21 protein-coding genes are annotated in these 25,439 nt (G+C 72.9%); 4 read left to right on the forward strand and 17 right to left on the reverse strand.

Going from position 1 to position 25,439, the window contains the following annotated elements; genetic code table 11:
- Positions 1 to 83: 83 nt before the first annotated feature.
- The gene (locus tag ABD236_RS07845; RefSeq protein ID WP_344071680.1) at positions 84 to 1,172 is read right to left on the reverse strand and encodes a serine hydrolase domain-containing protein; all 1,089 of its coding nucleotides are present in this window, start codon (positions 1,170 to 1,172) and stop codon (positions 84 to 86) included.
- Positions 1,173 to 1,552: 380 nt separating this feature from the next.
- Between ABD236_RS07845 and ABD236_RS07850 the strand changes: the two genes are divergently transcribed.
- The gene (locus ABD236_RS07850) at positions 1,553 to 2,341 is read left to right on the forward strand and encodes a VOC family protein (protein WP_344071683.1); all 789 of its coding nucleotides are present in this window, start codon (positions 1,553 to 1,555) and stop codon (positions 2,339 to 2,341) included.
- 213 nt (positions 2,342 to 2,554) lie between these two features.
- Positions 2,555 to 3,133, forward strand: coding sequence for a hypothetical protein (locus tag ABD236_RS07855; protein WP_344071685.1), 579 nt, complete (start codon positions 2,555 to 2,557; stop codon positions 3,131 to 3,133).
- A gap of 40 nt (positions 3,134 to 3,173) precedes the next feature.
- Here ABD236_RS07855 and ABD236_RS07860 read toward each other — a convergent pair whose 3' ends face one another.
- Genes ABD236_RS07860 through ABD236_RS07895 form a run of 8 tightly spaced genes read right to left on the reverse strand, consistent with a single transcriptional unit; the run spans position 3,174 to position 11,094 of the window.
- On the reverse strand, positions 3,174 to 4,514 hold the full coding sequence (locus ABD236_RS07860; RefSeq protein WP_344071687.1) for an NADase-type glycan-binding domain-containing protein: 1,341 nt from the start codon (positions 4,512 to 4,514) through the stop codon (positions 3,174 to 3,176).
- A complete protein-coding gene (locus tag ABD236_RS07865) occupies positions 4,511 to 5,020 on the reverse strand; it encodes a phage tail protein (protein WP_344072247.1) in 510 nt (169 codons plus the stop codon). Before ABD236_RS07865 ends, ABD236_RS07860 begins: the two co-directional genes overlap by 4 nt.
- A gap of 53 nt (positions 5,021 to 5,073) precedes the next feature.
- Complete coding sequence (locus ABD236_RS07870) at positions 5,074 to 7,032, reverse strand: putative baseplate assembly protein (RefSeq protein ID WP_344071689.1); 1,959 nt, start codon at positions 7,030 to 7,032, stop codon at positions 5,074 to 5,076.
- A complete protein-coding gene (locus ABD236_RS07875; protein ID WP_344071691.1) occupies positions 7,032 to 7,502 on the reverse strand; it encodes a GPW/gp25 family protein in 471 nt (156 codons plus the stop codon). The genes ABD236_RS07870 and ABD236_RS07875 overlap by 1 nt, the downstream gene beginning before the upstream one ends.
- 52 nt (positions 7,503 to 7,554) lie before the next feature.
- Positions 7,555 to 9,465, reverse strand: a complete 1,911-nt coding sequence (locus ABD236_RS07880) for a VgrG-related protein (protein WP_344071693.1) — start codon at positions 9,463 to 9,465, stop codon at positions 7,555 to 7,557.
- A complete protein-coding gene (locus ABD236_RS07885; protein WP_344071695.1) occupies positions 9,465 to 10,184 on the reverse strand; it encodes a CIS tube protein in 720 nt (239 codons plus the stop codon). The genes ABD236_RS07880 and ABD236_RS07885 overlap by 1 nt, the downstream gene beginning before the upstream one ends.
- Before the next feature lie 56 nt (positions 10,185 to 10,240).
- The gene (locus ABD236_RS07890) at positions 10,241 to 10,663 is read right to left on the reverse strand and encodes a phage tail protein (RefSeq protein WP_344071697.1); all 423 of its coding nucleotides are present in this window, start codon (positions 10,661 to 10,663) and stop codon (positions 10,241 to 10,243) included.
- A 44-nt stretch (positions 10,664 to 10,707) separates the two neighbouring features.
- Entirely contained in the window at positions 10,708 to 11,094 is a 387-nt protein-coding gene (locus ABD236_RS07895) for a hypothetical protein (protein WP_344071699.1), read from the reverse strand.
- Between the two features lie 664 nt (positions 11,095 to 11,758).
- Here ABD236_RS07895 and ABD236_RS07900 point away from each other — a divergent pair.
- Positions 11,759 to 11,929, forward strand: coding sequence for a hypothetical protein (locus ABD236_RS07900; protein WP_344071701.1), 171 nt, complete (start codon positions 11,759 to 11,761; stop codon positions 11,927 to 11,929).
- 2,231 nt (positions 11,930 to 14,160) lie between these two features.
- Here ABD236_RS07900 and ABD236_RS07905 read toward each other — a convergent pair.
- From ABD236_RS07905 to ABD236_RS07925, 5 genes are all read right to left on the reverse strand, one after another.
- Positions 14,161 to 14,319 (reverse strand): DUF6760 family protein, encoded by a 159-nt coding sequence (locus ABD236_RS07905; RefSeq protein WP_344071703.1) that lies wholly within the window; start codon positions 14,317 to 14,319, stop codon positions 14,161 to 14,163.
- Entirely contained in the window at positions 14,316 to 14,816 is a 501-nt protein-coding gene (locus ABD236_RS07910) for a hypothetical protein (RefSeq protein ID WP_344071705.1), read from the reverse strand. Before ABD236_RS07910 ends, ABD236_RS07905 begins: the two co-directional genes overlap by 4 nt.
- Complete coding sequence (locus tag ABD236_RS07915; protein WP_344071707.1) at positions 14,816 to 15,262, reverse strand: phage tail protein; 447 nt, start codon at positions 15,260 to 15,262, stop codon at positions 14,816 to 14,818. The genes ABD236_RS07910 and ABD236_RS07915 overlap by 1 nt, the downstream gene beginning before the upstream one ends.
- 80 nt (positions 15,263 to 15,342) lie before the next feature.
- Positions 15,343 to 16,941, reverse strand: a complete 1,599-nt coding sequence (locus ABD236_RS07920; RefSeq protein ID WP_344071709.1) for a phage tail sheath subtilisin-like domain-containing protein — start codon at positions 16,939 to 16,941, stop codon at positions 15,343 to 15,345.
- A 135-nt stretch (positions 16,942 to 17,076) separates the two neighbouring features.
- The gene (locus ABD236_RS07925; protein WP_344071711.1) at positions 17,077 to 19,890 is read right to left on the reverse strand and encodes an eCIS core domain-containing protein; all 2,814 of its coding nucleotides are present in this window, start codon (positions 19,888 to 19,890) and stop codon (positions 17,077 to 17,079) included.
- 363 nt (positions 19,891 to 20,253) lie between these two features.
- Here ABD236_RS07925 and ABD236_RS07930 point away from each other — a divergent pair, with 363 nt between their 5' ends.
- The gene (locus tag ABD236_RS07930) at positions 20,254 to 21,657 is read left to right on the forward strand and encodes an RICIN domain-containing protein (RefSeq protein ID WP_344071713.1); all 1,404 of its coding nucleotides are present in this window, start codon (positions 20,254 to 20,256) and stop codon (positions 21,655 to 21,657) included.
- Between the two features lie 21 nt (positions 21,658 to 21,678).
- Here the strand turns inward: ABD236_RS07930 and ABD236_RS07935 are convergent, their stop codons facing one another.
- The 3 genes from ABD236_RS07935 to ABD236_RS07945 all read right to left on the reverse strand — a co-directional run bounded on the left by ABD236_RS07935 (position 21,679) and on the right by ABD236_RS07945 (position 25,233).
- The gene (locus ABD236_RS07935; protein WP_344072249.1) at positions 21,679 to 23,688 is read right to left on the reverse strand and encodes an ATP-binding protein; all 2,010 of its coding nucleotides are present in this window, start codon (positions 23,686 to 23,688) and stop codon (positions 21,679 to 21,681) included.
- Positions 23,689 to 23,732: 44 nt separating this feature from the next.
- Positions 23,733 to 24,407 carry a Pvc16 family protein gene (locus ABD236_RS07940; protein ID WP_344071715.1) on the reverse strand — a complete coding sequence of 225 codons (675 nt, stop codon included), beginning with the start codon at positions 24,405 to 24,407 and terminating at the stop codon, positions 23,733 to 23,735.
- A 154-nt stretch (positions 24,408 to 24,561) separates the two neighbouring features.
- The gene (locus ABD236_RS07945) at positions 24,562 to 25,233 is read right to left on the reverse strand and encodes a helix-turn-helix transcriptional regulator (protein ID WP_344071717.1); all 672 of its coding nucleotides are present in this window, start codon (positions 25,231 to 25,233) and stop codon (positions 24,562 to 24,564) included.
- Positions 25,234 to 25,439: the final 206 nt, after the last annotated feature.

A 25,439-nucleotide genomic window follows, 5' to 3' on the forward strand; every position in this document is an offset into this window, starting at 1 on the left:
ATGCCCATGTCCGTCAGCCCGAGGGCATCCGCGTTCACCGAATTGAAGGAGACAGCTGCTGCCTCCTTCACCGGGACATCGATTTACGCCACGGGTCGGCCCGCCGCGGCGGCGGACGGCACCGGCTTGTCGAACATGGCGCAGATCACGGCCGTCTGCACCGCCTTGGTGGCCTTGTCCAGCCTCGCGAAGGCCTCCGGGTGCTCGGCGAACGCCTCCGTGGAGACCAGCATGGCCGCCGTGCGGCTGCCGGTGGAATCGGTGGCGTGGAAACTGAAATAGCCGGGAATGCCGCCGTCGTGCGACCACACCCTGCCGCACGGGGTCGGGACGGTCGCGATGCCCAGCCCGTAGCCGGGCCCGTCCGGCTGGTCCGGGAAGACCGGCACGGCGGTACGCATCTGGGCCAGCTGGGCCGCGGGCAGCAGCCTGCCGGACATCAGCGCGGTGAAGAAGGTGTGCCAGTCGCCCGCCGAGGACACCACGGCCCCGGCCGCCCCGCCCCACGACGGATTGTTGTCGGAGACGTCCACCTGGCCGTCGCGGTGCGCCCCCGCGAAGTCCCGGTACTCCGTAGGCACCCCCGGTGGCATATGGGCCGCGTCCGGCTCCTGGCCCCGGGCGTGCGGGCCGTGCCACGCGGCGTCCGTCGCGTAATAGGTGTGCCTCAGGCCGAGCGGGCGGGCGATCCGGTCGCGGACCAGCTCCGCGAGGCTCCTCCCGGTGGCCTCCTCCAGGACGGCGCCGATCGCGGCGTAGTTGGTGTTGCTGTACGCCCACGAGCTGCCCGGCGGGAACAGCGGGTCGTGCCGTACGCCGAGGGCGAGCAGCTCCCGCGAGGTCCATCCCCGCTGGTCCTGACCCATGATCGAGGGCAGGATCGCGGGATCCTCGGTGTAGTCGCGCAGACCGCTGGTGTGGTTGAGGAGCATCCGCAGGGTGATCGCGCGGCCGTCGGGGACCCGGCCCGGAAGCCACTTCTCCACCGGGTCGGTCAGGGCGAGCCGGTCCTGCGCGACGAGTTGCAGGACGAGCGTGGCCATCATGGTCTTGGTGTTGGAGCCCATCCGGAACTCGTCCCCCGCCTTGAGGCGGTGGCCCTTCCTCGCCCAGCGGGCCTGCTCGACGACCTCCACCGGGCGGCCACGGCCGTCGTCCACGCGTACGATCACGCCGGGTGCGCCGGAGGCTGTCGCTTCCCTTGCCAGCGCGCGCAGTTGGGCCGCTTGCCACGTCTTAGCCCCTCCGTCGCGGGCGTACGACGTTCCCGTCGCGAGCAGACTGGTCGCGGCCAGAAGGGACGCGGCGGCCATGAGGTGCCGACGGCGTCGGCGGGCGGCGGGGCGGTGCCGGGGTACTTCGGACGCGGTGGTGGGGTGGGGCGTGTCGGGGTGTGGCCCTGTCGTCATGACGACGACCCTGGCGCATCCGCACGCGGCCTGTCATCGGGGCACGCCCCCGACTGAAGGGTAGGGCTGTCCCCCACTGCCTGGGTACGGTGGCCCTCAGCTCGTTCCATCAGCCCGTCCCTCCCGGCCCATGGAGACTGCTCATGTCTGATGTCAACAGCCCTTATCCGCCCGGCACTCCGTGCTGGATCGACCTCGTGGCGGCCGACCAGCGGGCGGCACTCGACTTCTACCGCGGCCTCTTCGGGTGGGAGGGCGAGACCGGGTCGCCGCAGACCGGCGGGTACACGATCTGCACCCTGGACGGGAAGCCCGTGGCCGGGATCACGACCTCCATATCGCCGGACGGCGGCCCCGCCCGGCGGACGGTGTGGACCACCTACTTCGCCACCTCGGACGTCGACGCGAGCGAGAAGGCGATCGCCGACAGCGGGGGCACCGTCGTCAGTGCGGGCACCGACGTGCGTACGCTCGGCCGCGTGTCCATCGACACCGACCCCACGGGCGCGGCGTTCGGCCTGTGGCAGGCCCGGGACTTCCTCGGCGCGCGGATCGTCAACGAACCCGGCGCGTTCATCTGGAGCGAGCTGAACACCGGGGACACCGACGCGGCGGCGCGCTTCTACTCAGACGTCATGGGCCTGACCGACGCGCCGCTGGAGGGCGAGGAGGGCTACTTCGGCCTCGCGGTCGACGGGCGGGTCGTCGCCGGGATGCAGGGCCTCGACAAGCTCCCGCCGGGCACTCCGTCGCACTGGCTGACGTACTTCGCCGTCGAGGACACCGACACCACCGCCGACACGGCGACCAGCACCGGCGGCAAGGTGCTCAAGCCGCCGTTCAACAGCTCCACGGGCCGGATGGCGGTCCTCCAGGACCCGCAGGGCGGCAAGTTCGCCGTCATCACTCCTTTCCGCCCCGAATCGCGCTGACGGCCGGGGGCCACCTCTTCCCGGTGGGCGCGGCCCGTGGCGGGTGCCTGGGCAGGGGTATCCCTCCTGCCCAGGCACGCGACCGCGACCGCACACCGCTGTGCCCACTGTGCGGACAGTCACCTTGACGGACGTCAACGCTTAGGCCAGCCTTACCTTCGCTCGGCCGCTGGTCGGTGCGAGTACGCCCCGTAGAAGATCCCTGGAGTACCCATGTCCGCCGCCGACGTCACCGCGAGCCCCCACGGACCCGGGCGGGAAGCGGAGCTGCTCCGGCTTCCCCGCTGGTGCGGGACCACGGCGGTGTCGCTCGCGGTGTGCGCGGGCTGGGCGGCCACCATATGGGTCGCGCTCCACCTGAAGGCGGACGCCACACTGCACACCGTGGCCCTGTTCACCCACCTCGCCTCCCTGGTTCTGGGCTTCGGCGCGGTGCTCGCCATCGACTACTACGGCGCCCTGTGGCTGATGGGCCGCAAGACCCTCCGCGAGGTGCTCGACTTCACGGCGCCGCTGCACGTGCCCGTCTGGCTCGGGCTCGGCGGGCTGCTGTTCAGCGGCGCGTTCCTCCATCCCGACCTCGGCTCACCGCTCACCTGCGCCAAGCTCGTCCTCGTTCTCGTGCTCTCCCTCAACGGGGTCCAGGCGTCCGCCCTGCACCGCCGGCTCGGCGCCGCCGACGGCGAGCCCGTCGGCCGTCGGCTGCTGGTCCGCAGCGCCGCGACGGCCCTGGTCTCCCAGGGCGCCTGGTGGGGCGCTCTCGCGATCGGCTTCCTGAACAGCCAGCACTGATCCACCCGCCGGGCCGGGAGCGCCGCCGCCGCGCCCGGGGTCAGATGCCGTTCGAGCTGGAGCGGCCGAAGAACTCGATCTCCGCGATGGCGACCTGCTTGTCGCCGGAGGCCGCGTAGGCCGATTCCAGGGTGAAGCGGACCCGGAGGACGTCGACGATCCGGAAGGGGCGTCGCTGGGCGCCCGCGCCCTGGTCCAGGGTGATCTCGCGGTTCGTGGTCTTTCCGTCCTTCGTGGTCACCGTCGCCCGGATGCGGTGCGGCAGCGCAGAGTCGCCCAGCTTGTCGGGGCGGCCGGAGACGCCGGGCGTGATGAGCACGTCCAGCAGCCGGGTGGGCTCGGAGAAGCTCACCTCGATCCACTCCCCCCGGCCCGCCTCGGAGACACCCGGCCCCCACCAGGTGTTGCTCCGCTTGTCGAAGGCGAGCTTCGGCTGGTGCCCGGGGAACGAGCGGGAGGCCCGCATGCCGTCGGGAGCGACCGGAGCGCGCTTGGCGAAGTGGTCGCGGGTGGCCTGGACGCCGTCGGGGATGAAGATGACGCCGAGGATGACGGCGGTCATCGCCAGCACCGCGGCGACCCAGGTGCCGATGCGGTCGAACACCCGGCGCAGCGGCGGACGTTCCCCGGCCCAGGGGGTCTCGCTCCCCCGTCCGAAGAGGCGGCGCCACCAGGGGCGGTGGACGCTCGGCTCCGCGGTCTCCGCGGCGAGGGGCATCGCGCACCGGCCGCAGAAGTGGCGGTCGGGCCGGTTCGGCGTGGAGCACCAGCGGCACGGCGGGCCGCCGAAGTCCTGGCCGGGGCCCGGGGCGCGCACCTGCGGACGGTCGGCGTCGGGGCGGCCGGGCAGCACGGGCGCGACACCCGGCGGCGCCGGAGCCGGGGCCTCCGGGTCGGCCACGGGCACGAGCAGGGAGCGGACCCGCTCGGTGTCGCTGTCCGGCAGGCCGTCGGCGGGACCCGCTGCCGGCGCGGGGGGCATCGGGACCGTGGGGGTGCTGCCGTCCGTGGCGTTCCTGGCATCCGGGTCGTACGCGGAGTGGTCGCCCGGAGCGTGCGACGCGCCGTCGCTTCCCTGGTGCGGTGGGTCCGTACGGGACGGGGGCTCGGGGCGGTGCGGCTCCGGGCCGGTGACCCGGGCGGCGGCCCTGTCCGGCTCGCCGGTGGTGGCGCGGTCGCCCGGGGGCTTGTCCGGCAGGCTTCGCGGGGCGGGCGACGGGCGGTCGGCGGCGTCCCGGGATGCGGCGCCGCCCGCGGTGGCCGCGGGGCTGGAGGCACGGGCGCCGGCCCGGTCCCAGCCGAGTACGGCGCCGCACGAGTCGCAGAAGGACTGGCCCGGTTCCGCGCGGGTTCCGCACTCGGCGCAGTGCTGGGTGGTCATCGCTGCGGGGTCCTTTCAGCGGCGGTCACTTCGACGGTGTAGGGCATATGGGCGGGGCGGGCGGCGGCGACCAGGGTGTCCAGGCGGTGGGTGTCGGCCGGGGTCGGGTGGGGCAGCCGGACGGCGACGTGCAGCCGGGGACGCGGAGTGCCGGGGAACGGGCCGAGGGGGCGCGCGCTCCAGTTGGCACCACCGCTCTCGGTGATGTCGGGCGCGACCCCGAACGCGAGGCGCACCGCCTCCGAAAGGCCCCGCCGGGTGCCGCGCACCCGGTGCAGCCGGGCGGCCGCGGCGACGGCCGCGCGCAGCCGGTGCTCGGGCTCGCCGCCGTCGGTCTCCGCGCCGACCCAGGTGCCGAGCCACCGGGCGAAGTCGACGGGGGTCAGGGCCGGGTCGAAGTAGGTGTCGAGGCAGTCGAGGACGTTGAGGAGGGGGGCGAACACGTCGTCGAGCCCGGCGACGAAGCGCTGGGCGAGGTCGTCGTCGGCGAACACGGCCGGGAGCATGGCGCCGATGGGCGCGGACGAGCCCAGGCCGTCGACGGAGCCCCTGCCGCCGGTCACGCCGGGTCCCCGATGACGCGGACGCGGTGGTCGTAGGAGAAGACGAGGGAGGGGGCGTCGAGGTCGATGCGGTCGGTGGGGTCGCCGCGTTTGCCGGTGAGCGGGTCGGCCGGGTGCAGGACGACCTGGTCGACGAGTTCGACGCCGGGGACGCGTTGCAGCACGGCGAAGACCTCGCCGGACTGCACCGGGCGCCCGAAGGGCCAGCCGCGGCCGTCCGCGCCGCCGGTGAGCGGGTCGAGGTGGTGGTAGAGCGCGTCGTGGGCCCGGCGGCGCACCCGGTCGGTGTCGGCGCCCCGGAACGCGTGGACAGTGGCGACGACGGTGACCCCTTGGTAGTACGGCGGGCCGACGGCGAGCCGGGTGCCGATCAGGCGGCGCTCGTCGAGGTGGCGGGTGATCCGGCCGAGCAGGTCGTCGCCGGGCACCAGTTGCTCGAAGCGGAGCCGGCCGCCGGGGTCGGGCACGGCCTGCGGGACGACCACGACCCGTACCGCGTAGGCGCCGTGGTCGCCCTCCTCGCCCTCCAGACAGGTGATGCGGGCGGTCTCGGGGGCGGCCCGGCGGGCGAGTTCCTCGTAGTCGCGCAGGGTGACGGCACGGTCCTGGGCGCGCAGGGTGATGGGCGCCCGGAGCTTGGCCTCCTCGACGGTCTCGCCGTCGACTCCCCCGCGCGCGGCCTCGCGGTTGACGACTTCGGCGACGTACGGGATGGAGGTGCGCAGCACCTGGACGGCGCCCCGGGCGACATTGCCGGAGCGGCCGCCGCCGGTGCGGTAGCGGCGGGCGCGGACGACGGATCCCTTGGAGGCGACGGCGCCGTACTGGCGCAGGCTGCCGTCCGGTTCGCGCACGGCGGGGCCGAAGGCGATCTCGCCGGTCGCCGCGTCCAGGGTCACATGCCGGTCCTCGGGGCCGGAGGCGGCGAAGTGGGAGACGACCTGCCAGTCCTGCCACCCGTCGTGCGCGGCGGTCTGGAGCAGCAGCGGCGGGTCGTCGCCCACCACGGGCGCGTTGGCCAGGCGCAGCCGCTGGCCGGGCAGCCCGGTGGACTCGCCCAGGGCCTCGTCGCGGACGGTCTCGGCGTGCACCGCGCGGGTGGTGGCGCCGATGGTGTAGGCCTCGGCGGAGCGGATGGTGGGAGTGGTGGTGTAGAAGGGCTGGCCGGGCAGTGCCTCGGTGACGCGGCAGCGCACCCAGCCCGCCTCGTGGCCGCCGTTGCGGGACAGGACGTGGCCGCCCGGGATGTGCAGGACGACATCGCCCGGGCGGTTGAGGCCGCCGGTCTCGTCGCGGTCCACCTCGCAGAGCTGCCAGCCGTCCTCGGTCCACGCCTCCCACACCAGCGGCGGCTGGCGCGGGTCGACACCGACGCCGTCGACACGGCTGTCGAGTTCGAGCGCGAGCGCGCAGTGCGGTACGGCGGCGCTCAGCCCCAGCAGCACGCAGTCGCCGGCCCGGGGCGCCTCGGCGAAGCACGACACGTCACGGCCCTCGACGAGGTCGACGGTCCGGTCGGCGACCGGTTCGCCCCGGTGCTGGACCACCAGGTGCCCCAGCGAGCACGGGACGACCGTCAGATCGCGCTCGGTGGCGAAGACGACGGCCTCGTCACCCTCGGTGCGCAGCGTGGAGACCTCCGTGCCCACCGGCACGGAGACGGCCTCCTCCTGCGGCGCGGACAGCCAGAAGGTGACGTCGGTGCGGGCCGCGGCCGGCGGGAAGAGCGTGATGCCCACGAGGTCGAGGAAGGCGAGGTGGTTCTTCTCCGGCACCCGGTTGAGCCGGTAGACGATCTGGTCCGCCATGTGCGCGACCGTCTCGATCAGGGTGACGCCGGGGTCGGAGACGTTGTGGTCGGTCCACTCCGGGGCGCGTTGCTGGATGTAGCGCTTGGCGTCGTCGACGAACTGCTGGAAGCGGCGGTCGTCGAGGTTGGGCGAGGGCAGGGACATCAGCGTTCGCTTTCGGGGTGGGTGCCGGGGCCGGACGGTCCGCCGGGGCCGTCCGAGGAGTCCGGCAGACCGGGCTCGTCGTGGGAGGGGATGACGTAGAAGGGGAAGACCAGGCTGCGCGGGTTGTTGGTGCCGCGGATCGAGTAGCGGACGTCGATGAACAGCACGCTCTGGTCGCCACCGGCGCTGACGTCGACGTCGTGCACCTCGATGCGCGGCTCCCAGCGGTCGAGGCTCATCAGGACCTCGTGCTGGATGCGGCCCGCGGTCTGCTCGTTGACCGGGGCGAAGACCAGGTCGTGGATGGCGCAGCCGAACTCGGGGCGCATCGGCCGCTCCCCGGGCGCGGTGGCCAGCACCAGCCGGATCGCCTCCTCCACCTCGCGCTCGCCGCTGACCAGGGCGATACCGCCGGTGGGCCCGATGCGCAGCGGGAACGCCCACCCGGACCCGACGAACTGCTCGGCCATCAGCACACCACCCGCCCTTTCCCGTACGTCACTTGAGCCCTCTGGGTCCTCGTCATGAGGGCAGCGGGTACTTCTTGTTGTTGACCATGACCAAACCGTTGAGCAGGAGCGTGGCGGCCCGGATGCCCACGTTGGCGGTGGAGTTGATCTGCACACCCGCGCCGGCGGTCATCGTCGCGGCGGCTCCGGCCTTGAAGTCCAGGACACTCGCCGCGGACACACCCACCACACCCCCCAGCGACCGGAGGCTGACCAGACCGCTGCCCTGGATGCTGACCGAGCCACCACCGCGGATGGACACATTGCGCTTGGCCCTCAGGTCGAGGTCGGTGCCCGCCTCGACCGACACCGAGCGCCCGCCCTTGATGCTGACGGCGCCCGCGCTGTCCACGGTGATCTCCGTCTTGGTGCGGTCGAGGCTGATGGTCAGCCTGTCGTTGCCGGTGGCGATCCGCACGCCCTGTTCGCGCGGCCCGGTCTGCTGGCTGAGCAGGTCGACGCGGTTGCCCTTGCGGTCGGACAGGGTGTGCCGGGTGGCCTGCTTCTTCAGCCCGTGGTGCAGGGGCACGGCGTTCGGGGTCGGCTTGTCACGGCCGTTGTAGAGCCCGCCGATCACGAAGGGGTGGTCCAGGGCGCCCCGGTCGAAGCCGACGAGCACCTCGTCGCCGACGTCCATGGGGAAGACGCCCCCGCCGCCCTTGCCGCCCCACTGCACCGAGCGGACCCAGTCACTCACGTACGTGTCGTCGAGCCAGGGGAACGTGAGCTTGACCCTGCCCTGTTCCAGCGGGTCCTGTACGTCGGTGACGAGGGCGTTGACGACGCCGGGCAGCCGGGCGGCCCCGCCCTCCGCTCCCCCGCCGCCGGAGGCCAGCCCGTACAGGGAGCGCCACTGGCGGCCGGTGACGTTGACCCAGGACTCGTAGTGCTTGCCGTCGCCGAAGACGTGCTGCACCGAGGTGACGGTGTACTTGCCCTCGAAGGGGCTGCCGACGCGGGCCAGGGCCACGGGTACGCCGGGCCGCAGCTTGGGGTTGCCGCGGACGACGACCTCCAGCTCGGCGAACGACGACGTCACATCGGCGGCGAGGGCCTCGGCGGCGTGCCGTACCTCGCTGACCGTGTCGTAGGGCGCTTCGGTCTCGACGAGCTTGGCGGACGCGAACTTCCGCGCGATCCTGGCGGAGTCGATACCGATCCCGATGCTCGTGTCCGTGCTGACCCTCTGCGTCTCCTTGATCTTCTTCTTGGTGGTGACGTTCCAGCCGCGCGACTCGACCTGGCCGACCTGGTCGGCGGCGGTGACGGCGGCACGCAGCCGCAGGATGTCGCGGCGCGCCCGCAGCACGAACGGGCTCTTGTCGCTGTCGGTCCTGGTCGACGGCGCCCCCGACGACGCCTTCGGCCTGACGAAGTGGAAGCGCCCTTTCGCGTCGAGCGACATGACCATCTTGTTCTCGTCGGCGAGCCGGGCCAGGAAGTCCCAGTCGCTGACGTTCGGCTGGCTGAGGAACTCGTACAGCGTCCGTGTCGTGTCGATCCGGCCGATACGGACGCCGTTCTGGACGGCGATCGTGCGGGCGATGTCGGAGGCGAGCTGGTTGCGGTACGCGACGACCCGGCGCTGGCGCATCAGACGGTGTCCGTAGTCGTATCCGCGGATGACGGTGAAGGTGCCGGCGCCGTCGAAGTCGACCTCCATGGCGGTGACCTCACCGGTCAGCAGGGGGACGCCGGTGCCCTGGCCGTCGGCGATCGGCGTGATGACCACCTCGGTGCCGAACTTCATCTTCAGTTTGTCCAGGACCAGCCGGGCGGGGTCGCGGAAGGTGAGCCGGAAGGAGGCGGGCACTCCCACCCCCTGGTCGACGGTGCCGGCGACCAGGAGATCGGCGATGTCGGAAGGGAGTTCCATGCCCCGGAAGGTGACGTTCAGGACACTGGAGAACGCGATCGGCGGCATCAGCGACGCACCTCCTCGGCGGCGGGCAGGATGAGTTCGGTACCGGACCTCACCCGGGACGGGTCGTCGATGCCGTTCGCCTCGGCGATCGCCCGCCACACCGTGGCGTCCCCGTACTGGCGCCACGCCAGCGACTGCAACGTGTCCCCGGCGACGACCCGGTGGACGCGCCGCGCGGTCAGCGCGCCCGACGTCGGGTTCTGCCACTTCGCCTTGGACGGGATCTCGTGCAGCCGCATCTGGCAGGTGGCGCGGATGGGCACACCGGTGGTGCTGAACAAGGTGTACGCGGCGTCGACCGAGGCGACGTACGAGGTGAACCGGGCCGTGGAGAAGGACCCCCACTCGAAGACCACCCAGGGCGGCGACGGCTGGTCGGCGTCGATGCTCAGGTCCGTGGTCTCGCAGCAGCTGAAGAGCGTCTCCACCTTCTTCAGGACCGTGTTCTCGGTCGGCTCGTCGGAGGTGTCGAGAAAGATCTCGACGGTCATCTCGCGGGGGTCGGGCCCCATGAACTCCGGCTTGGAGCCGTCCCGTACGGCGGCGGTCGGTGTCACCTTCCACTGGGCGCGGCGGCTGATGGAGAGCTGCGCCGGGTTGAACTCGAAGGTGAACGTCTCGATCAGACCGCCGGGTGTGGTGCTGGTGCCGAGCGGCGGCTCGTGGATCGCCAGGGTGGCGCGTACCAGGCTCTTGCCCGCGCCCTTGCTCTTCGCCATGTGGTCTTCCTCTGCGGTCCTTTGTCCTGGTCCTTCGTCCTGTGGCCCCTCGGGCGTCAGTCGGTGAAGCCGTGGTGGGCGATCTCCAGCACTTCCGTGGCGACCCCGGGGCTCGCCGGGTCGAGGGTGGGGCCGCGCCAGCTGACCGGCAGCACGTCGATCAGCCCCCAGCGGGCGACCTGCGACCCGTCCGCGCGCAGCGCCGCGATCTGGGCGGTGGGCCGCTTGATCCCGGTCTGCACGGACGAGATCCACTTGGCGACCTTGGTGGTGTCCGGGGTGAGCGGGCGGGTCAGCCGGATGGTGGAGAACGTGACGCGCGTGGGCAGTGCCCAGACGAACCCGTTGTTGCCGCCCTCCTGCCGGTGCTCGATCTCCACCTGGGAGGACAGGCCCTCGCACCCGTTGAAGTAGCCGAGGCTCTCGCCGTCGATGGCGAGGGAGAACCAGATGGTGGAGCCCGGGTCCTGACGGGACATCGGGGTGCGCCTTTCTCTCGCTGGTGGTTGTCGGTGGCCGCTGGTCAGCGCCGGGTGTCACGCAGTCGGCCGATCCGTTCGCGATCCATGCGCAGTTCCGTACGGATGTGACGGGTGATGCGGCCGATGATCTGGTGCACCAGCTCGTCGAGTTGGAACTCGGTGAGTTCCCGGGGGTTGAAGGCGCCCTGCGGCACCTCCGTGTATCCGGGCGGATCCACCGCCCCCGCCCCGCCCACGGGGTTCGCCGTGTACGGCGGCGGGCTTTCACCGGGGCTGTAGGCCGGGGGCGGCGAGGAGGGGGCGGCGGCGGGCCGGTCCTGACGGCCCGAGGCCCCCTGAAGGTGCCTCAGCGTGGCCCCCATGGTGGACGTCACGGCCGCGGCCAGCGCCCCGACGGTACGGCCGTGGGCACGCTGGACGACGGGCACGTCTGACGGCGGAGCCGCCGAGGACAGGGCATGCGACGCGGGTGCCTGAGCCGGGTGGAGCGGTCCCGGCGCCGGGTGCGGCGGCGGTGGGGTGAGCGGGGTTACGGGGAGGGGGGCCCGGCTGGCGCCGGACGCGGCGGAACGACGCAGAGGCACGGCCCTGGAAGGCGCGGGGCGGGCCTTGGCGGCGCGCTGGAGGGTGGGGAGGGGGCTGGGGGAGGTTGGGGTGAGGGGCAGCACCGGGATCGGGGTGGCCGGAGTTGGCGGCACCGACGTGAACGCCGGGGTCGGGGACGGTATGGCGGGGGTGGTGAACCGCTGGATCGGGGCGGGCGTGGTGGACGTAAGGCTGTGCGTGTGGCTGCCGGCGCGGGTCGGTGCCGGGTGCCGTTCTCCGAGGGGGAGGGTGTCGGTGGGGGCGGAGGTAAGGGGCGCACCCAGGGGAGAGCGCCGGGTCGGGGTGGTCGCAGCCACGGACGGAACCGGCGTTGCGGTGGCCGGTGCCGGGGCGGGCGCCGCCGGAGCCGGGGCGGCGTCCGGAACGGCCTGCGCGGCCGGGCGTATGTCAGCCGGCTTCGACGGGATGGGAGCGCCCAGGCCCATACGGGGTGTGGAGGTGCTGCGCTGGACGGGGTGGGTGGAGGCGGCGCCGAGGGAGGGTTGGGTGGCGACGGCCGGTGCCGTCGCCGGTGCGGGCCGGGAACGGGAGACCGCGCCCGGGAGCGATCGCTGGACGGAGGGTGTGGCGGAGAAGGAGGCGGCCCCGGCGCCACCTGACGTAGGTCTCGTCGGCCCGGTGAGCGGGTCGGTGCTCGGGCGCGCGGTGGAGCGCTGAACTGGGGGCGTGGCGGGGGTGGCGGCCGGGAGCCCGACGGCGCTTGCTGCAAGGCCCGTCGGCTCGGCGGCCGGAGCAACCGGGTGGGTGTCCGGGCGCGCGGTGGAGCGCTGCACTGGGAGCGTGGCGGAGGTGGCGGGGAGCCCGGCGGCACCTGCTGCAAGACCCGTCGGCCCGGCGGGCGGAGCAACTGGATCGGTGCCCGGGCGCATGGCGGAGCGCTGCACTGGGAGCGTGGCGGAGGTGGCGGGGAGCCCGGCGGCACCTGACGCAGGACTCGTCGGCCCGACAAACGGGTGGGTGCTCGGGCGCGCGGTCGAGCGCTGAACTGAGGGCGTGGCGGAGGTGACGGCCGGGAGACCAGCGGCACCTGACGCACGACTCGTCGGCCCGGCGGGCGGAGCAACCGGGTCGGCGCTCGACCCCCGAGTGGAACGCTGCACCGCAGGCATCGCGGAGGCCGCCGGAAGCCCGGCGTCACCCCACGCACGACTCGTCCGTCCGGCGGTCGGAGCAACCGGGGGCGTGACCGGCCACGGTGGCGGTGTCTGGGCGTGGGTCGCCAGGGGCGGTGGCGTCTCCCGTTGGGCCGGGGTCGTGGCCTGGTCCCGGAGGGTGTCCTCTGTGTTGCTGCTAGTGCCGTCGGCCGACGGCCTTACGGCGGGTGCCTGCGCCGCAGGGCGGGTGTCGACGTCCCGTATCGGCGCACGGACCGGCTCGCTCCCGGCCCCGGCAGGTGTGGTCGACCACGGCGCGCCTGTGGCACCGAGCGTCCCGCCGCTGGAGCCCGGCGCGGAGTTCATCGCGGACACCGCTCGCTGGACCGTCGTAGATGGCGTATCGGGCGCGGGGGCCGACCGGGCACCGACGTCACCCCTCGAAGCCGCGCCGGGCGCGGCAGTCGGGCGCTCGACCGGCGCCGAGGCACGGGAGTGCGCGGGCTCGGCCCCGTGGCTCGGCGTCGCGGGCTGGGGCCGGTTGCCGCCAAGGTCGGCCTTGGGTACGCCCGTTGGCGCGGGCCCGGCGGGAACGGCTCGTTCGGCGCCGCGCGTCGACGTCGCCCGCTGCACCGGCGCGGCGGCCGTCGTACCCGCTGAGGCGGCAGGCGCGGTATCGGTGCGGGGCGAGCTCGCGCTCCGTACAGCGTCTGGACCGGAGTCGCGCGCGGTGACGCGCGGAGAAGCCGTCGCCCGCTGCACCGGGGTGCCCTTTCCGGCAACCGGAGTTGCCGGGACCACGGGCACGTTCACGGCGTCCGTCGCCTCTGGGTGCCCCTGAGCGGACTGCCGAGTCGCGGCGCGCTGCACCAGGTTTCCCACCGGATCCGGGGCACCCTGGTGCGGCGCGGCAGGCGCGGCCCCCTGGTCGCCGGGCGCGCCGACCGTGGCCTTGGTTCCGGTGCCGACACGCGGCGCGGCCGGGCCGGTTGCGCCTCCGCCGGCGGACGGCGCGCCAGTCGCCCGACGACTGGCCGGAAGAACCCGGCGCTGCACGGCCGACGGCCCGGCCGGCGCCGTCGTCAGGGACGGCCGGGGGCGGGGCGCGGCAGGCGGTACGGGTGTCACGCGCACCCCCCGGTCACCCCGGGCCGGAGTGGTCGCCGCCGACGCGGACGACCGTGTGGCCCGCTGGACCGGGGACGCGGCAGCCGCCCCGCCCGGCGCCGCGGACGGCGTCCTCGCCGGAGCCATCGACGCCTCGGCGGGGAACGCGGACCGCCCCGTGGACGGGACCAAGGACGCCGCTCCCGCCGTACCCGCACCGGCAGCCGAAGCCGTCGGCACCCCGCCCCCCGTCGGAATCGCGCGCACCGGCGCGACCGGCACCCGCTGCGCCGCCGGGCCTGCCGGGCCTGCCGACGAGCCCAACGAACCGGCCTGCGCAGGCCGTTCGGCCACAGAGGCGCGCTGCACGGGCGCATTGAACCCGCCCGCCAGCATGCTGCTGCTCGCGGCCGGATCCAGCACCGCCAAAGACGGCGCCCCCGTGAACGACGGGTTCTGCCACGTCGGCAGCCGCCCGCCGAACCCGGCGTCGGCGACCCCGGCCCGCGTGGCCCCCGTCGCCCGCTGGATAGGCGGCAGGTGCGGCCAGGCGGCGATGGGGGCCGTGCCCGGGGCACTCCCCGCACCCTCCGCCGGGGCGGCCCCCGTGACGACGGGCGCAACACCACCGTCCGCACCGACACCACCATCCCGACGGCCCCGCAGCCGGTTCAGGAATCCCACCGCTCAGCCCTCCCCCGCGCCGCGCGTCACCAGGGACGCGATCTGTTCCGTGTACTGGCGGCGGTCGTGGTGTTCCATGTCCAGGATCGCGTCCAGACTCCAGTGGAAGTGGTAGGCGACGTACGCGATCTCCTCGTGCAGCCGGTCGGTCGCGTACGTCACGATTCCCCCAGGCGGCTCCCGCCGAGTTCCACCTCGAAGGGCTCCGAGCAGTGCGGGCACCTGACGGCCGCGCGGGTGTGGCCCTCCGCGTTGATCTGACGGTAGAAGTCCTGGAGGAACGCCAGATCGGAGGCGAACATGTTCTCCACGATCCCGTCGTGCACCATCGACAGCGTGCCCAGCCGGGTGATCACCCGGCCGAGCAGCACCACCGACAGATACGCCGGGTTCTCCTGGACGCGCACGTCGCGCAGCGGGACCAGTTCGTCCCGGGCGGTGGACAGGCGCATCACCCCGTCCCGGTGGACCGTGCCCGAGTCGTCGACGTATCCGCGCGGGAGCTCGAAGGGGAACTCGGTGCGCAGTTCGTCGCGCGCGGCCGCCGGGGCCGGTTCCGGTGCGGGGGGCGCGACGGCGGGAGCCGACTGGGGGTCGTCCGCTCCCGCCGCCGCGGTCTTGGGGGCGGCGCCCGGTGCGGTGGCAGTCGTGCGCCTCATTACTCGATGACCAGTTCTTCGAACACGATGGTCACGGTCTCGGTCAGCGCGGAGGCCTCACCGGCCTTCACCGTGCTGGTATCGATCTTGCTGCACCAGGCGTTGCGCAGGTTGTAGCGCTTCACCGGGTTGTCCTCGTAGTCCATCATGATGATGGAGGCGTTCTTGCGAGCCGTGGTCATCCGGCCGTTGATGGAGTCGTTGATCCACTGGGTGAACGACGTGGACTGGGTCATACCGCGCACCACGGTGCACTGCCCGTCCTTCTGGGTGCCCGGCATGATCGCTATCTCGTTCTTGCCGGTGGAGCCGTTGTTCTGGGTGTAGCGGATGACTTCCTGTTCGAGGGTCAGACCGCTGACTTCGGCGAGGTACTCGACCATCACACCGTCGATCTGGAGGCCGAAGTTGTGTGAGGTGAGGGCGTCACCCGGCTGGAGACTCATCTGTTCGCTGTCCTTCTGGAGGCCCGGGAGGGGCGTACGGGTTTACGAGGCATACGGATTCGGGGGAGTCGGCGGGCGGCCTACTCCTCCAACTCGCCGCTGCCGCTGGAGAACTGGGCCAACCGGAAGATCACGAACTCGGCGGGCTTGACCGGCGCGATACCGATCTCGCACACCACCCGGCCGACGTCGACCGACTCCGGCGGGTTCGTCTCCTCGTCGCACTTGACGTAGTACGCCTCCGAGGGGCTCTGGCCGAAGAGCGCCCCGCTGCGCCACTCGTTGACCAGGAACGCCGACACATTGCGGCGGATGCGGGCCCAGAGGTTGTGGTCGTTCGGCTCGAACACCACCCACTGGGTGCCGATCAGGATCGACTCCTCCAGGTAGTTGAAGTACCGGCGGATGTTCAGATAGCGCCAGGCCGGGTCGGAGGAGAGCGTGCGGGCACCCCAGACGCGGATGCCGCGGCCCGGGAAGGCGCGGATGCAGTTGACGCCGATGGGGTTGAGCAGGTCCTGCTCGCCGCGGGTGATCTGGAGCTCCAGGTCGACGGCGCCGCGCACCACCTCGTTGGCGGGGGCCTTGTGCACCCCGCGCTCGGAGTCGTTGCGGGCCCAGATGCCGGCGATGTGGCCGCTCGGCGGGATCAGCCGCGACTGCCCGGAGGCCGGGTCGAAGGACTTGATCCAGGGGTAGTACAGGGCCGCGTACTTGGAGTCGTAACCGGCCGTCTCCTGGCGCCAGACACGGATCTGGCGGGCGTTCTGCCGCGGCGGCGGGTCGATGATGGCGACCCGGTCGCCCATCAGCTCGCAGTGGGCGATGAGGCCGAGCTGGACGGCCTTGACGGCCTCCAGGTCGATCGCGCCGCGCTCGTACGCCGCCATCAGGTCGGGCACGGCGACCATGGAGATCTCGTCGATGGCCTCCAGGCCGCCGAAGCCCGTACGGTCGGCGGAGTCACCGAGGTAGTGGGCCGGGCCGGGGTGCGCCGCCTCGGCCGGGGTGTTCTCGGCGGGGGCTGCGGGGACGGGCGGCGCGGCCAGGGCCACCGTCTGGTTCTCGGGGCGGGCCAGCTGCGCGGAGGGCGCCGCCTCCGTCACCGTGATCAGCCGGGACTGCTCCTTGACCTGGCTGACGACGTAAAAGCGGTTGCCCTTCTTGGCGCTCACGTCGAACGTCTCGACGGGCTTGCCGCCGTCCTTGACGATCAGCTTGAACCGCTCGGCGGGTCCCTCGCCCTCGGGGTCGGCGACCTCGACGCTGAGCGGACCGTTGGTCCCGGCGGCGGTGGCCGTCACGGCGAACGTGCCGAGCTGTACGGGCTCGGCGGCGGGCAGGGCGGCCGGGCCCGAGCCGCCCGCGACGGCCGGCTGTGCGGCGCCCCGGCCCTTGTCGGCGGCGCCGTCGGCCGAGCCGCCGACCCGGACCACGTACGCGGCGGAACCGCCGTTGTTGAAGAACCCGTAGACGGAGTGCGCGAGGTAGTAGCCGTCGCAGAAGTCACCGAAGGCCGCGACGTACTGCGTCCAGTTGGTCACCAGCGTCGGTTCGTTCAGCGGCCCGGTCGGGGCGAGCCCGACGAAGGCCGCGACCGAGGTGCCCACACCCTCGATCGGGCGCGAGCCGTTGGCCACCTCCTCGACATAGACGCCGGGCGACAGATAGGACGGCATGCTCTGCTCTCCTCCGGGTACGCGATGGGACTGTCCCCAGCCTCACTCGCGCGTCCCCCGTCCCGAAACGGCCCCGGGTGCCGGGGCGGGGGCAGGGGCGTTGCCCGTGGGGGTGCCCGTACGGACACGACCGCGTCAGGTGGGGGCCGGGCCCTCGCCCGGGTCGTTCAGGAGATGGCCGTACTTCTTCTTCAGCTTGCCCACCCTATTCGCCATCGCGGTCGGGGAGATGTGCAGAGCATCCGCCATGGAGTTCCGGGAGACTTCCTGCGGACCCAGGAACATGATGGTGAAGACCAGTCTTCCGAATTCTTCGTGTTCCTCCTTGAACTCCGGGATTCCAGTGCCGCGCTCCCACGCCGTGCGGAACTGGTCCGGCATCGCGTCGACGAGCTGTTGCTTCTCGCCATCAGTGATCTGCCGGGGCTTCTTCCGCACCTTCCCGCTCTTGAAATTCTGGAGCCTGCCGCTCAGGGCGGGCCCCTCCACTCCGAAGATTTCCTTCGCCACGAATGCCTGACTGGGCGGGCCCTCGCCGGCGGTCAGTTCCACGATTTTCCTGAGCAGATCATCGGGAAACAGCTTCTTGTACGGCTTTCCGTCGCTCTTCCCGGTTTCGGCCCGGGCCTGCTTCTTCCGCTGGTACTCCTCGAGCAGTTCCGACCCCATCAGCGGCATCAGCTCCCCCTCCACCCGCGCCCTGAGGGCGTCCTTCGCCTCCGCCTCCCGTGCCTTGCGGTCCCCGACGGGCGCGGACGGGGCTTTGGGCCTCAGGGACAGCTCCCGGGTGGCGTGCGTCAGGCCGCTCACCCCTTCCGTGTCGGACTCGTCCGACGCCTCGCTGGTGGACGGCGTGTCCACCGTCGGCTGCTCGCCGCTGTTCGGGTAACGCAGTTTGCCGTTCTCGGTCCTGATGAGCGCGAGCTTCTGCTCCATGCCACCGTCGTCGCCCATCACCGCCTCCTGGATACCGTGTGCGGCCGAGGCGGCGGCGGGCGTCGCGTTCCTGGGCGCGGAGGCGTACATGGGCTGCCCGGGGCCCATGTGCTGCTGGAAATGCGCGTCGAACCTCTTCTGCCCCTCCGGTCCGATGTCGTCGCCGAAGGTCTCGTAGGCGTTCTTGAGCGGAGTGACGAAGAGGTGGTTGCCACGCGGGTCGAACGCGATGTCGTAGCCCAGCTCGTCCTTGAAGTACGCGAGCAGCGCGAGGCAGGCCCGGCAGGGGCGTTTGCGGCCGCGGATGAGGAACTGACCCGCGTCCTTGCCGGTGTGGCTGAGCAGCATCAGGAGCTTCTGCTCGGCGTGCTGCGCTTCCTTGCCGCCGCCGTTGTGCAGCAGATAGGCGTACCCGGTGTGCCTGCCCGCGACCAGCTCGGCCAGATAGGCCCGGTGGCGCGGGTCCTGGGCGGCCGCCTGGGAGACGTCGACCAGGCGGACCCACTTCATGTTCCGCAGGGCCTTCAGGGTCGCGTTGTCCCGCTTGAACGCCGCGGCCGGGTCGTCCACGTCCATGGCCGAGTCCAGCGACAGGGCCGGCATGGCTTGCGTCTTCAGACCCTGACGGATCTTCAGCCGGGCTTGGCGGTCCCGCTCCTTGGCGTCGTCGTACTTCGGCAGCGCCGCGGCGCCCGCACCCTTGCCGGTCTGGCGGCGCTTGCCGGTCTGGGGGTCGACCGTGGCGGCTCGCCGTTTTCCCGACCCCCCGGGCGCCGCCTCCTGCCCGCCGTCCGGGGGAGCAGGCTTGTCGTAGTCGGTGATCAGCATCTGGGCCAGCGCTTCGCCCGGCGCGTCCTCCTCCTCCGCGTCCAGACCCGCGGCGGTCAGCAGTGCCCGGTGCAGGCTCTGGACGGACTGGTCCCGGTTGGTGGAGAAGAAGAGGGTGTCGTTGCCCAGCATCGCCTGGACCTCTTCCTCCTTGTCCTTCTTCTCCTTGCCCTCCTTCTTCTCCGGCCCCTTTCCCGCCGCCGAGGCCGCCTTCGCCTTCTTCTCCTGGTGGCCGATGCTGCTGTACGCCGCACGGGCCACGTGCCGCAGGCTCTGCTCCTCCCGCCGGCCCGCGTAGGACCGCGCGTAACGGATGATCACCTCTTCGGTGACCCGGCCCCAGCGGGGGTCCGGCTGCTCACAGGTGCACTGTCTGGCCAGCTCGGCGATCTTCTTGTAGCGCGCCTGCCACTCGTCCACCACGGCCGAGTCACCAGCCTTGGCCTTGCCCTTGCCCTTGGTGTCCTTCGCTCGGGCCACGGTGGCGTGCCCGGTCATCCGCTGGACCGCGGGGGCGCCCCCGCTCCCCCCGCCGGCCGCCCGCCGGGCGACGACGGACGGGGCCCTCTGCTCCCCCGCCTCGAAGGCGTCCCCGTCGCTCTCCGCCGACCGTTCCGAGCCCTGTCCCGGGTCGGTGACCGGGACCCCGGCGCCGTTGTCCCTGCCTGTCTCGGGAACGCCGGCGAGGTTGTTCTTCACATGGCTGAGCTCATGGCCGATGAGCCTCTTGTTCCGTACTGCGGCCGGGGCGAGGAAGATGTGGTTGTCGATCGTCATCGCCTCGGCCCCCATGGCCGCGGTGGCCCGCTGGGCCACCGCGTCGTCATGCAGGCGGGTGCTGGAGAAGTTCGTCTGGTAGAACGGCTCCGCCTCTTTGCGCACCTCGTCGGGGAGCGGGCGGCTGGGGGTGTTCATGGCGGCACCGAGCAGGCCCAGCTGACCGGTCGGGCCGGTGTCCTTCATCGGGCCGGCGTCCTCGATGCCGCCGTGTCCGCACCCGTCCCCGTGGACGTGCCGCTCCTGGGCCACGCGGCGCGCCACCGCGCGGTTGCCGACCAGGCCCTGCAACGCGCCCATCCGCGCGGCGTCCAGCGGCCCGCCGGTCTCGGCGGCGGCCGCTGCCCGCCGGGGAGGCCGTCCCTTCTCCTCGGCCTTCCGGCCCGATGGTTCCTCGTGCGCGCGCATGGCGTGTCCCGTCCGGTCGGCAGAGGCGGTCCTGTTCCGAATCCGCCTCACACGGCTGGGAGACGGCCGCTTTCTGGCCAGGGGCCGCTCCCGTCCCGCCGTTGTACCGGCGCGCGTACCCGACCGGCAGGGCCGTCGGGGCACTCGCCGAGGCAGACCCGAAAAGCGTATGGACACGTTCCGCCGTCGTACGCCGGGGAGTGCGGCGCCTTCCGGGCGCTCGTCGACGGGGCGTGCCGCACCCCCGGAGGGGCGACCTCCCCTTGTCCGGGAACGCGAGGGCAACCGGACAGGGCGACGTGGGCAACTCACCATGTCCCGACGGCTCCTGACACCGCCGAAGGCGCACCCTAGCGTCGTCGTGTGAGCCTTTGGACCTCCCTGGAACCCGCGTCCGCGACCGTCGACCCCGGCAGCGCCACCCGAGTGCGGCTGCGCTTGCGCAACACCGGCGACGTGGTGGACGAGTACCGCTTCGAGCCCGTGGGCGCCCTCGCGCCCTGGACCACGGTGGAGCCGCGGACACTGCGGATGTACCCCGGCACGACCGGGACGGTGGAGCTGACGTTCGCCCCACCGCGCACCCCGGACGCGACCGCCGGACCCAACCCGTACGCGGTGCGGATCACCCCGGCCGAGCACCCCGAGGCGGTGACCGTCCCGGAGGGCGTCCTCACCATCACGCCGTTCAGCGAGGTGCGGGCGGAGCTGGTGCCGGTGACGGTCAAGGGGCGCTTTCGCGGACGGCCACGGCTGGCGGTGGACAACCTGGGCAACACCAAGGTCACCGCGTCGGTCAGCGGCAGCGACACCGGTGACCACCTGTCGTACGAGATCCGCCCGGCCGCCCTGCAGATCGAGCCGGGCCGGGCGGCGTTCGTGGACGCGGGCCTGCGGCCCCGCCGGATCATCTGGTTCGGCTCCAAGGAAGAGCGGAACTTCACCCTGGCCGTACGCCGCGCCGCCGCCGAACCCACCGAGGTGCAGGGCACCTACGTCCAGCGGGGCTTCCTGCCCCGCTGGCTGGCGACGTTCCTGGGCATGGCCATGGCTCTGGCGATCACCTTCGTCACCCTGTGGATCGCCTACAAGCCCCAGGTGCGCAGCAGCGCCACCGAGCAGACCCAGCAGGCGGGCAACACGCTGCCGCCCAGCGCCAGCCCCACACCGCTGGCCTCGCAGAGCGCCGCCCCGCCGCCCGAGAAGGAGAAGCCCGCCGACAAGCCCGGCGGTGGCGACGGCGGTGGGGCGCCGCAGCCGCCGAAGCCCTCCAAGAAGCCGGGCGTGGTGCCCGCCACCGACATCCTGCTGCGCAACACCACCACCAAGATGTGCGCCGACATCCCGGGACGCGACAAGGGACAGCTCGCCGGGCCCGTCAACCAGGCCCCCTGCAACGAGACGGGCGACAACCAGAACTGGAATTTGGAGGTGACGCTGCCCAAGGGCGGTCCGGGCGGCGAGCCGCTGTTCCTGATCCGCAACGTCAAGGACCAGCTCTGCATGGACCTGCCCAACTACGGGGCCGAGCCCGTCCGTACCGGTATCGCCGAGTTCACCTGTGACGGCACCACCGCGGACAACCAGCTGTGGTGGATCCAGAAGCAGGACAGCGGCGCCTACTGGATCCGCAACTTCGCCAGCAACAACAAGTGCCTGGACGTGAGCGGCTACAGCGACGGCGGTGTCGGGGCCCGCCTGACGCTCTTCGACTGCTCCAACACGGACGACCAGGAGTGGCAGATCGTCCACCCGAACAAGGGCTGACTCGGGGGCCCGGGGGCGGGGTCACCAGCCGCCCTCCCCCGGCACCAGCCGGCCCGCCTTGCGGTACTCCCGGCGGGCGCCCTCCAGCAGATCCGCGAAGGTCACCTCGCCGTCGCGGCCGGCGGCCAGATACGCGGCGGAGACCACCGCGCTGCGGATCGACCCGCCGGCCATCTCGAAGTCCCGCGCCAGTGCCGCCGGATCGATGCCGTCGGCGGCCGGGACGTGCGCCAGGCCGTGCCGCCACAGGGCGAGGCGCTGCCCGGCGTCCGGGAACGGGAAGTCGACCACCAGGTCGAGCCGCCGGGTGAACGCCTCGTCGATGTTGGCGCGCAGGTTGGTGGTGAGCAGCGCGATGCCGTCGAAGGACTCCAGGCGCTGGAGCAGATAGGCGCTCTCCATGTTGGCGTACCGGTCGTGCGCGTCCTTGACCTCGGAGCGCTTGCCGAAGACCGCGTCGGCCTCGTCGAAGAGCAGTACCGCGTCCGTACGGTCGGCCTCGGTGAAGATCCGCTCCAGGTTCTTCTCCGTCTCGCCGACGTACTTGTCCACGACGGACGACAGCTGGACGACATAGAGGTCCAGGCCCAGATCGGCCGCGACGACCTCCGCCGAGAGCGTCTTGCCGGTGCCGGACTCGCCCGCGAACAGGCCGAGAACGCCCCGGCCGCGTCCGCCGCCCGCGCTGAGCCGCCAGTCGCCCAGCACACGGTCGCGGTGGCGGGCGCGCAGGGCGAGTTCACGTAACTGGGTGAGGGGCCCGTCGGGCAGGACGAGGTCGCGCCAGTCCACGGCGGGCCGGATCCGCCGTGCGTGCCGTTCCAGGCCGGAGGCGGACTGGCGGCGGGCGGCGCGGCGCACATGGGCGGCGGTCACCGCGGTGCCCTCGAAGTCGGCCAAAGCGCGGGCGGCCCGCGCGGCACGCTGGACGCGGTCGCCGCCGAGGCGGTAGGGGGCGACGGTGGCGGCCAGGTCGAACCCGTCCGCGTCCGCGCCCAGCGCGGCCCGCCAGGCGGGCGTTCCCCCGGCCCGGCGGCCCGGTGCTTCGAGGACCAACGGGTCGTACGGGGACCAGTGCGGGTCGTAGGGGCGGGTGTCGGTGAGCAGTACGGTCACGTCCGGCGCGGCCGTCAGCGCCCGCACCAGGGGGCCGGGGTGGCCGGGCAGCCCCGGCACGACGACGGCCCGCCCGCTCAGACGTGCTTCGCGCAGCAGCTCGGGGACACGGTCCGTGGGATCGGCGCAGCGCAGGGCGTCCAGGCCCGCGGCGCGCAGCGCGGTGGCGAGCGCGGCCAGGCCGTCCCCCTCGCGTGGTTCGCGCAGATAGGCGGTGAGGGGGCCGGCGCCGAGGCGGGTGGCGAGGCGGTCCGTGAACTCCTCGGCGCCAGGGGCGGCGGGCAGCGGTTCCGGCAGCGGGTGCAGCCGCCCGATCAGCGCGGCGTCCGGGGTGTCGTCGCCCAGCAGATGGGCGACGAGCCGGTCCGGGACGCGCAAGGAGCGGCTGAGGAAGGGGCGTTCGGGCTCCTCGTCCTCCAGCAGGTTCAGGGCGCGCAGCGGCGCCGACGCGTGGAGGCGGGCCCGGGCCGACGTGGTGGAGGCGGGCAGCCCGCACAGGTCGAGGGCGAGGCCCACGGTGGCGCGGCGGCGGCTCACGTCGTCGTTGAGATAGCCGTAGAGCTGCTCGAAGGTGCGGTCGACGTCCGGGGCGAGGGCGATGAGCAGGACGGCGGTGTCCCACTCGGTCAGCTCCATCCGCCGGGCCAGCCGCGCCAGCCGGTCGTCGGGGCCGTGGGAGGAGGCGGCGAAGACGGCGCCGCCCGTGTCCACCGGGTCGAGGGGCGCGGCCGTGGTGGGCGGCCAGGTGTGCAGCAGGTGGTGCACGGCCTCCTCGGACAGGAAGAGTCCGCGCAGGGGGTCGTCGGCCGTCGGGTCCCCGGCGACGCGGTGCTCGACCAGCGCGGTCACCCGCTCCCGCAGGAGGGCGAGGCGGGCGAGCAGCGCGTGCGCGGGATCGCCGTACGGCTCGGGCACCGGCGCGTCGTCGACGGCGGCCGGTGTCTCGGCGTAGCGGGCATTCACGGCGCGTCCGGGCGGTCGGCGGCCGTGGTCTCGCGGGCAGCGCGGGCGGCTGCCACCTGGTGCGGGCGGTGGGAGCGCTCGGAGGACCGCGGACCGCCGTCCGTGCCGCGCAGCCGGACCATCGCCCCCTCCGTGACCGGCGGCCCGGCCTCGTACTCGGGAAAGGCCGGGAAGGGCACGGTCACCACCAGGTCCAGGGAGGGTTTCAGCTCGCCGCCCAGGGCGGACCAGATCTCGGCCAGGGAGCGGGACTCCGTGCGGCTGCCCGACACCGTCACGGGCACCGAGAGGCCCAGCTCCGCGAGGGCGCCGGGGAGTTCGCCCGGTGGCACCAGCTCGTGGGGAAGCAGGGTCGCCAGCGCCGCGGACAGCAGCCGGTGTTCGTCCTGCGGGGTCTTGGTCCAGGCCGTCACCAGGTACGACAGCCGGAACCAGCGCGGCGGCCTGCGGCGGCGCACCACGATGTCCCGCTCGTCTCGCACCGGCAGCTGTCCGCGCTGGCGCCGCTCGGTGTCCTCCCGGATGTCGTACAGATAGGCGTTGACCACGGGGGCGTTGCGCCGGGCCGCCCAGTCGCGGGTGGGCGCGTCGAGGGACACGTCGATGCCGGAGCCGGCCAGCGCTCCGCCGCCGAGGAGGCCTTTGAGTACCTCGTCCACCTCGTGGATCACGCTCGCGCTCCCGCCCCGCCGGTCCGCCGGCTCACCCGCTGTCCCGCCTGCCGCAACCGATCGTGCCTCGCGCGTCGTCCCGCCCGCAGGCACGGCGGGACCGGCGGCAGGGCAGGAGCGGCTGCCCTTGTGGCCCCGCCGCCTGCCCGTTCGGTCAGATGTAGCCCTCGCGCAGGGCGTAGGCCACGGCGTGGGCGCGGTTGCGCAGGTGCAGCCGGGTGGTGAGGGCGTGGATCACGTTCTTGACGGTGCGTTCGGAGTACGACAGCTTGCCGGCGATCTCCCCCGTGTCGAGCCCGTCGGCTATCAGCCGCAGTACGTCCACCTCGCGGGAGACGAGGCCGAGGGAGGGCACGCCGAGGCGGCCCTCGGTGCCCCGGTGCATGCTGCCCACCTGGCTGATGAGCCTGCCGAGCAGGTCGGCGGGGAGGTCTCCGTCGCCGCGCGCCGCGGCGAGCACCGCCTGCACGAGGCGGTGGGCGGTGGCCTCGTGGCGCCAGACGATGGCGCCGATGCCGCAGCCGACGACGTCGAGCAGCTCGGTCTCGCGGATCGTGCCGACCACGACCACGGCCCGTGCTCCCTCGCTGCGCACGATCCGGCGCAGCCGGCTGAGCGCGGCCTCGTCGAGGGTGTTCTCGATCAGCAGGGCGACGGTGCCGGGGCCGGTCTCCTCGCGCAGCTCGATCTCCGGGTGCCGGCGTAACTGGCTGACGGCTCCCTCGCGGCTGATCGGGTCCGGGGCGGTGACCGACACCGGGACGCGCCTACGGGCGCCGCCTTCCCGGGTGTCGGACGCGATGGCGGTCCGGGGTGAGTTGAGCACCGTTTCCCCCTGTTCACGAGCCTGCCGTAGGAGTTCGTCCGGCAGTGGATGGCTGTCCTTCAACCCTTCGTCGGCCACGGCCGCGTCCGCAATCGTGGAGCACCACGAGGCACACCACGAGACCACTACGAGACCGCCGTTCGGCCCGGTGAGCGGCGCCGCGTAGCACCCGGTTGCCCGCACGTGATCGATCTCACCCGCACCGT

Source organism: Streptomyces crystallinus (assembly GCF_039521265.1).
Classification (GTDB): Bacteria; Actinomycetota; Actinomycetes; order Streptomycetales; family Streptomycetaceae; genus Streptomyces; species Streptomyces crystallinus.

Coding starts and splice junctions, on each gene's coding strand:
- ABD236_RS07880 (WP_344071693.1), bottom strand. CDS start 9,465: ATGCCGCCGATCGCGTTCTCCAGTGTCCTGAACGTCACCTTCCGGGGC.
- ABD236_RS07855 (WP_344071685.1), top strand. CDS start 2,555: ATGTCCGCCGCCGACGTCACCGCGAGCCCCCACGGACCCGGGCGGGAA.
- ABD236_RS07870 (WP_344071689.1), bottom strand. CDS start 7,032: ATGTCCCTGCCCTCGCCCAACCTCGACGACCGCCGCTTCCAGCAGTTC.
- ABD236_RS07915 (WP_344071707.1), bottom strand. CDS start 15,262: ATGAGTCTCCAGCCGGGTGACGCCCTCACCTCACACAACTTCGGCCTC.
- ABD236_RS07910 (WP_344071705.1), bottom strand. CDS start 14,816: ATGAGGCGCACGACTGCCACCGCACCGGGCGCCGCCCCCAAGACCGCG.
- ABD236_RS07850 (WP_344071683.1), top strand. CDS start 1,553: ATGTCTGATGTCAACAGCCCTTATCCGCCCGGCACTCCGTGCTGGATC.
- ABD236_RS07925 (WP_344071711.1), bottom strand. CDS start 19,890: ATGCGCGCGCACGAGGAACCATCGGGCCGGAAGGCCGAGGAGAAGGGA.
- ABD236_RS07890 (WP_344071697.1), bottom strand. CDS start 10,663: ATGTCCCGTCAGGACCCGGGCTCCACCATCTGGTTCTCCCTCGCCATC.
- ABD236_RS07885 (WP_344071695.1), bottom strand. CDS start 10,184: ATGGCGAAGAGCAAGGGCGCGGGCAAGAGCCTGGTACGCGCCACCCTG.
- ABD236_RS07865 (WP_344072247.1), bottom strand. CDS start 5,020: ATGCTCCCGGCCGTGTTCGCCGACGACGACCTCGCCCAGCGCTTCGTC.
- ABD236_RS07860 (WP_344071687.1), bottom strand. CDS start 4,514: ATGACCACCCAGCACTGCGCCGAGTGCGGAACCCGCGCGGAACCGGGC.
- ABD236_RS07875 (WP_344071691.1), bottom strand. CDS start 7,502: ATGGCCGAGCAGTTCGTCGGGTCCGGGTGGGCGTTCCCGCTGCGCATC.
- ABD236_RS07920 (WP_344071709.1), bottom strand. CDS start 16,941: ATGCCGTCCTATCTGTCGCCCGGCGTCTATGTCGAGGAGGTGGCCAAC.